8 protein-coding genes are annotated in these 6,955 nt (G+C 40.9%); 3 read left to right on the top strand and 5 right to left on the bottom strand.

Features of this window, described 5'->3' with window-relative positions; genetic code table 11:
• The coding region (locus VB714_RS06715) for a flippase (protein ID WP_323222400.1) at positions 1–1,141 on the bottom strand (1,141 nt) is incomplete at its 3' end.
• 43 nt (positions 1,142–1,184) lie between these two features.
• A complete protein-coding gene (locus VB714_RS06710; RefSeq protein ID WP_204105618.1) occupies positions 1,185–2,543 on the bottom strand; it encodes an O-antigen ligase family protein in 1,359 nt (452 codons plus the stop codon).
• Between the two features lie 248 nt (positions 2,544–2,791).
• On the opposite strand from VB714_RS06710, the gene VB714_RS06705 reads away from it, so the two are divergent.
• On the top strand, positions 2,792–3,061 hold the full coding sequence (locus tag VB714_RS06705) for a hypothetical protein (RefSeq protein ID WP_204105617.1): 270 nt from the start codon (positions 2,792–2,794) through the stop codon (positions 3,059–3,061).
• 44 nt (positions 3,062–3,105) lie between these two features.
• On the opposite strand, the gene VB714_RS06700 is transcribed toward VB714_RS06705, so the two are convergent.
• Positions 3,106–3,672, bottom strand: coding sequence for a DUF4126 domain-containing protein (locus VB714_RS06700; RefSeq protein WP_323222397.1), 567 nt, complete (start codon positions 3,670–3,672; stop codon positions 3,106–3,108).
• A 221-nt stretch (positions 3,673–3,893) separates the two neighbouring features.
• Between VB714_RS06700 and VB714_RS06695 the strand changes: the two genes are divergently transcribed.
• Positions 3,894–4,733: a sulfotransferase domain-containing protein gene (locus tag VB714_RS06695; RefSeq protein WP_323222395.1), complete on the top strand. Its 840-nt coding sequence runs from the start codon at positions 3,894–3,896 to the stop codon at positions 4,731–4,733.
• A 20-nt stretch (positions 4,734–4,753) separates the two neighbouring features.
• Here VB714_RS06695 and VB714_RS06690 read toward each other — a convergent pair whose 3' ends face one another.
• Positions 4,754–5,311, bottom strand: a complete 558-nt coding sequence (locus VB714_RS06690) for a hypothetical protein (protein WP_323222393.1) — start codon at positions 5,309–5,311, stop codon at positions 4,754–4,756.
• Between the two features lie 2 nt (positions 5,312–5,313).
• Complete coding sequence (gene pyrF, locus VB714_RS06685; RefSeq protein ID WP_323222391.1) at positions 5,314–6,048, bottom strand: orotidine-5'-phosphate decarboxylase; 735 nt, start codon at positions 6,046–6,048, stop codon at positions 5,314–5,316.
• A gap of 152 nt (positions 6,049–6,200) precedes the next feature.
• Here pyrF and pdxH point away from each other — a divergent pair, with 152 nt between their 5' ends.
• Entirely contained in the window at positions 6,201–6,845 is a 645-nt protein-coding gene (gene pdxH, locus VB714_RS06680; protein WP_323222389.1) for a pyridoxamine 5'-phosphate oxidase, read from the top strand.
• Positions 6,846–6,955 lie beyond the last annotated feature (110 nt).

The following is a 6,955-nucleotide window of genomic DNA, read 5'->3' as shown; positions in this document are numbered from 1 at the left end:
TATTGAGAATAATATTAATTACAGCCCCTAAAGCTGTCGTTGCTGCTGCAAACTGGGTTAAATTTTCTGTGGTTAACCATGTTGTTCTAGCAACACCCAAACCAATAAATAAACCTGCCCAAATATGAATAGTTAAAATATTAGCAGCTTCGGCATATTGTACTCCATAAATTAGATTCACAATATAAGGGCTTAAAAAAGTTATCGGAATTGCTGCCAGATAGCCAATAATGGTAACAATACTCAATAATTTCTGGATTCGACCATAGTAAATGCGATCGCCGAGTTCTTTCCCTTGAACAACAGAAGGATAAACTGAATTAATAATTGAAATAGGAACAAAATACCACATCTCAGAAATTTTTACGGCGGCTGAATAAATTCCTACTGATTCTGTACTCACCATTTGTGCTAACATGACTTGATCGATTCTCATGTAAATCACGGTGACAATATTGGCTAAGATCAAAGGCCAGCTATCTTGCAATAAAGAAAGGGCGCGATCGCGGCTAAATCGCCAGGCTTTAATTAAACTACCACTGAATTGATAAACAACAGCCAAGCCAATTGCTGTTAAAACTTGTTCGATGGAAAGAATGACAATAAATACTAATAAAGGTGCCTGTAATTGAATGGCGATAATTTTGGCAACGTTAATGATAATATAAACAATGTTTTTTGCAACAACAACATATTTAGATTGGACTTGAGATTGAAACCAATAGTCAATCACCTCCATCGAACGACTGAAACTATTCCCAATAGCAAAAATACCCACAAAAAGAAGAATATTGGGATCGTTTGGTTCGGAAATTAAGGCGAAGATAATCACACCAATTGTTGCCAGTAAACTTGCAACAAATCTTAAAATACAACTCGTTCCTAATGTTTTATCTTTCTGAGAAATATCGCGGGAAATATCGCGGACAATAATTTGTTCTAACCCTAATTTGGCAACAACACTAAAAAGCAAGACAATAGCAACGACATAATTGTATAAACCAAATCTCTCCGGTCCCAAATAACGTGCAACCCAAACTCCTACAAAAAGCCCGAGAAAAAGCTGTAAAATTTTCTCCCCAAATAACCAAGTTGTGTTACCAATAATTTTTCGTAAATTCGGACTTATTTTTTCTAACATTTAGTTTTTTCTTAATTATTAAAAGTTTAATCTTGCCGTAAAATTATGTTTGTTGACTAATATCAATACTAACTCGAGTTGTCAAAGCAATATACCAAAAAAAGATACTGGTAACACCGAGTAAACCTGTTTCTGTTAAATTGGTAACGAGAGTATAGGTTAAAAGTAGGATGGGTAAGCCACCATAAGGCATAGGAGCTTTGCTTAAGTAGATGACTGCTTTAACAATACTAGCAATAAATGCAGCAATAAAAAAGGATAACCCTAAATAGCCTAAATCTAGGGCTAAATCCATGAATCCATTATGGGAGTGGGGAGGAGAAAATTGAGTTTTTTGGACAATAATATCTGCCGCCGGATTATTTGCACCTTCCCAAGGTTGCCAAAATCCATCAATTCCATAGCCTAAAATTGGCCGCCCGTTAATTTTATCAATAATGAGAGGCCAAAAGTCAGTTCTCCCGGTAAGAGTCAAGTCTTTATTGAGGGTATCGACTACAATAAATTCGAGATTTTCTGTTACTAAAATTGTCAAAGCAATACTTAAAATCATAAAGAGAATAACAGAGGTGACAGCCCATTGAATGGGCAATGTTTTCACAAATCCCAAATAAAACCAAAGAGAAATTAAACAAAAAACTGTGACTTTTCCTGCACCGCTTCCCCCTTGATTTAAAGCAAACAAAGCCATTAAAAAAATAAGAACACAAAATAGGCGTTGCTTAGGATTATAAAGAGATTGAATAAACCAAAGACTAGCACTGAGTGCCATCAGAAAACAAAATTGATTTTTATGCCCGCTAATACCAACCCATGCGCCATCTGAAACACCAACGGAAGGTTTAACAAAACCGTAAAAAAATGCGAGAAATACTAATATACAATGAATCCATAAAAGCAGAGGATATAATTCTTGCCAAGTGAAGCGCTTGCCAGTATAAATCGCAAAAGTGGTAGTTTCTAGAATAGCAAAACTTGCTTTTAATGTGAGTACAAAATTATTAGACCATGAGGCAGAGAGTAATATTAATAAGAGAAATAAATAGAGAAAAGGATTTCGCGTAATGAGAATACCAAATATACCGACAAAATCTTTTAAAGTATAACGTAATAGAGGGATTAATAGGAGGATTGCGATTCCATATATTACAACTTGGGCAATAATTGTTGGTGGAGTAACTGCCAGATTAGATAGAACTCGAGGATGCAATTTGGTCAAAGGAGAAATAGTTGCTCCTGTTGCACCAGAAATAGTAATTAAGAAAAGACCAAGACAGAATTTCTCATAGATAATCGCATATTTTAGGTAAGTTCCTAAATAGTTAAAGGCGATCGCTAAATAAATCAAACCCATGCCAAGGATTAGGGGTAAAATGAGAGGATCGAGGAGTAGTTCTTTCATGGAATCTTCTTTTTCGGTTTGGCGATCGCCAAATAATATAAGTTTCTACATACAAAAAAATTAAATACTCTTATTTTTGTTAATTTTCTTGTCGTAATATTGTTTGATCTTGATATATTTAACGTTCTTTAACTTTTAAAGTGTTTGCCTCCTGAAATCGTGATTAAATAAACTGTAACTGCTAGAATCATAAACATTGAGTCAGCACGATCGCCATTTATTTTTGTCACTATTTTTGGGGAATAGCAATGTACGAATATTCCGAACAAGATGAGTTAACCTTAGAATTCCGTCGAGAACGTTCGGTGCGTCGGGCGGCTGCTATTCTTGAAGCCAAGCAAAGGCGCATTCGGGCAGATCTCAAGCAGTTACTCGCCCATATTTCTTTGTTAATTCCTGCCTCGGCATTACAGGGCGATCGCGGTTCTAAATTGATGCTACTGGAAGATGCTGCCGAACGTTTGAGAGATGAGAATTTTTCTCAGCTAATCTTGGATATTTTGCGAGAAGGACAATAAGGACAATAAAATAAGGACAATAAAATTAAAAAGTATCCAAGATTTTAGATTCGATATTTGCGTTGCGGCTTTCTTCCCTGTCTGAAGACAAGACTTAAAACCAGTAAAACAACAACACCGGCAAATAGGGGGAGAAGCAAGGCTAGAATGGATAGGGTGATTGCACTGAGAACTTCAAGGGTTGCTAGGATGCCGTTTCCCAGCCCTCCTGTGTTGGTGGTGGAGTCTAATCGCGTTACGCTGGTAAAACTCTCGATCGCCCCAGCAGTTCCTCCTCCGGCGATCGCCGCTAAACTCCAACGCAACAGGGGATTGACTTCTCCTAAATTGGCTGCGGCGATCGCGGTACCCAGGGCGATCGCGACGGGAATTTCTAGGGTATCTAAAAAATTATCCACCACGGGTAAATAATAAGCTGATACTTCGAGGAGGACGGCGATCGCCAAACCAATCAGGGCAGGGTAAGTCCCGATCCAAGCAAAACCGGGGGCAAGGGTCAAATTTCCCGATAAGGAGGCAATACTCATCACTAAAGGGGGAACAAAAATCCGAAAACCACAGGCTGCACTAAATGCAATGCCCAAACACATTCCGATCGCAAAATCTATCATATCAATACTGCGTAAATTGTAATTCTGTTCTGGATTGTCCCTGCAACTTGTTTGTATTTTCTCTGGGTAGATGTTTTTAAATTAAGAGTCAGATCAACCGCAATATTAGCAGAAATATTGACAGAAACGTATTTTTATGATTCACTTTCTCTCAGTTGCAGGGTGATAGATTCATTGACAGCCGATTAATTTTTAGAGAAATTTTAAATGTATTGATTGTAATGCTAAAAAAGATAAGTCATAAAATTAAACTTATGCTCTACTCTCGTAAATTGCAGAGTAGACTTAAGATAGCTTCTTGTAATTTGGAGCGACCGCGATCGATTATATTTTATACTACCCATAAGTGTGCTTCTACTTTTGTACAGAGATTGTTTGAAATCATCTCTAAGAATGCTGAATATGAGTTAGTCGATTATGCGGGGACAATTTGGGGGGCTGGCGATCGCTTCAAGAATATTGAAACTCCCTATGAATTGTTTTTAGAGAGAGCTTATAGCGACTTATATTCCCTCAATGGTAAAATTTATGGACCTCAGAGAGAGTATTTAGATTTTCCCGGTCGAAATAAATTTAAGCATATTTTCTTTTTAAGAGATCCGAGAGATGTTTTAGTCTCTGCTTATTATTCTTTTGCTTTTACTCATACAAAACCGTTGAGAAGTGGCGATCGCGATGCTTTTCTGCAACAAAGAGCGCAAATACAAGAACAAGAAATTGATGCTTATGTTTTAGAGCAAGCAGAAGAATGGATTGTTCCTTTTTATCACAATTATCAAAAGCTACGGGATACCGCAGATGATTATCTCTATTTGCAATATGCTCTATTCATTAATGATACTGCGGAATTTATCAAAAAAATCTCTGATTTTTGTGCTTTGAGTCCTTCAGAAAAAGAGATTAGAACATTAATGCAGGAAGCCAGTCCAGTCCAAATACGAGAAAAAATGACTCATAAGCGATCGGGAAAAACAGGGCAGTATTTGGAAAAACTTCGCCCAGAAACGATTGAAAAATTGAATGATATTCTGGCAGATGTTTTGCGCGAATGGGAGTTTTGATGTTATTTTTCTAGTGTTTCCTAATTTGGTTTTTTCCGATCGGAACTAAAACGACAATCTCGCAACCACAAGCGCACAGCTTGACCGATCGCGCCATTACTGGCTTCTCTAGGAGGGGATGGGGGTTGTTCTCTGTTAACGGACCCATAACGGGTAAATAGCGTCGCCATGCGCCAACCGTCGGGGGATGACACGAGGAATAACCAATGATAATTCTCTCGAGCAATGGCGCGATCGCCGCTAAAAGACTGCTCTAGGGTGGTAAAAAATACCTGTTTGGGGTCGTCTGGAGAAATAGGTAAAGCGCGAGTACCTCCTACTAATGCCAAGGGTTCAAACTCCGGTTGTCCTGTGGTAATAACATAAGTTTCGTCCTCCGTCGTACTCAAAGAGCGCGATCGCTGAATCACCCGATTCGTATAGCCAGGTAAATCCTCCAACAGCAATTCCACCACTGTTTCTAAATCCTGATGACAAGCGGTTTCCACCGCAATAGCAACCGTGGGAAAAATACTCCCAGTGGCGATCGCCAGCCAGAATCCCGTTAAAACTCCTTTTCTTGCTAACTTTAAACTCACAATTACATCGCTCCAGCGACTTCTTCACAAATGCGTTCCCATGCCTCAAGGGGATTTGCCGCTTGAGTAATGGGACGACCGATCACCAAATAATCTGCTCCGGCTGCGATCGCCTGGCCAGGGGTCATGACTCGTTGTTGATCTTTCCTCTCCGACCAACTCGGACGCACTCCAGGACAAACCAAGAGAAAATCTCGATCGCAGATTTCTCGTAATTGACCTGCTTCTCGCGGGGAACAAATAGCCCCAGAAATTCCCGACTCTTGAGCCAGTAGTGCCATCTGCAAGACATATTCGGGCAATTCAAGGGGAATTTTTAAATCAAACGCCAATTCTCGGGAATTGATACTGGTGAGAAGTGTAACCGCCAAAAGTTTCAAGTGTCCCGAACCGCGAGCCACCTCTGCCGCCATTTCTAGGGTCTTGCGGCCAGATGTTGCGTGAATGGTGAGGAAATCAATATCGTACAGTTTAGCCGACGTACAAGCTCCAACAACCGTATTGGGAATATCGTGGAGTTTAAGATCGAGAAAAATACGTTTATCTCTTTGTTTGAGCACCTTGAGAACTTCTGCACCCGCACTGATAAATAACTCAAAGCCAACTTTCCAAAAAGTAACTTGAGGGAGTTTCTCGATCAGCGCGATCGCCTGCATAGGCGTGGGAACATCAAGGGGAACAATAATGCGATCGCTAACTGATAATTGTTCGCTATTCATTGATAACCATTTATTCATCTACGAAGGAATTCGTTACAATTCGTAATACTTAATTTTACCACACAGAGCAAAGCCTAAGATTATCGTTTACGATAACTGTAGGTAACTGGTTTATATATATTTTTATTTAACGCTCAAATTCAGTCTAACCTAGAGAATTATTTGATTCGATGAACATTTCTGTTGCCAATCTGCGCCAAAACTATACTCGTTTCGGACTGAAGGAAGCCGATGCCGATCGCGATCCCATCAGGCAGTTTAAAGTCTGGTTTGAGGAGGCGATCGCGGCACAAATTCCCGATGCCAATGCCATGACTCTCGCGACAGCAACCCCCGATGGTAAACCCAGTGCGAGAATTGTACTGCTGAAAGAGTTCGACGATCGCGGTTTTGTTTTCTATACCAACTACAACAGCCTCAAGGGTCAGCAATTACAAGATAATGCTAATGCAGCTTTAGTTTTTTTGTGGAAGCCCCTCGAACGTCAAGTTCGCATTGCAGGGTCTGTGGAGAGGGTTTCCGAGGAAGAATCCGATCGCTATTTTGCCAGTCGTCCCCTGGCCTCGCAATTGGGTGCGTGGGCTTCCCAACAAAGTCAGGCGATCGGCGATCGCGCTGTTCTCGAACAACGCTTTCGCGGCCTCGAGATCGAATATGCTGGAAAAAAAGTCCCCCGTCCCCCCCATTGGGGAGGATTTCGCGTCATTCCCACGGCGATCGAATTTTGGCAAGGTCGTCCCAGTCGCCTTCACGATCGCCTCTGCTATCATTTACAGGAAGATGGCGCATGGACGCGAAAACGCCTCGCACCCTAACACTCCCACCCCCCTAACACCCCCCACACCCCCCCAACCCCCCACCCCCCCAACTCCCCACACCCCCCCAACTCCCCACACCCCCCCAACTCCCCCAACTCCCCACACTC

The organism is Spirulina sp. 06S082, assembly GCF_034932145.1.
Lineage (GTDB): Bacteria > Cyanobacteriota > Cyanobacteriia > Cyanobacteriales > Spirulinaceae > CCY15215.
This window is presented reverse-complemented; position numbering and strand designations above follow the sequence as displayed.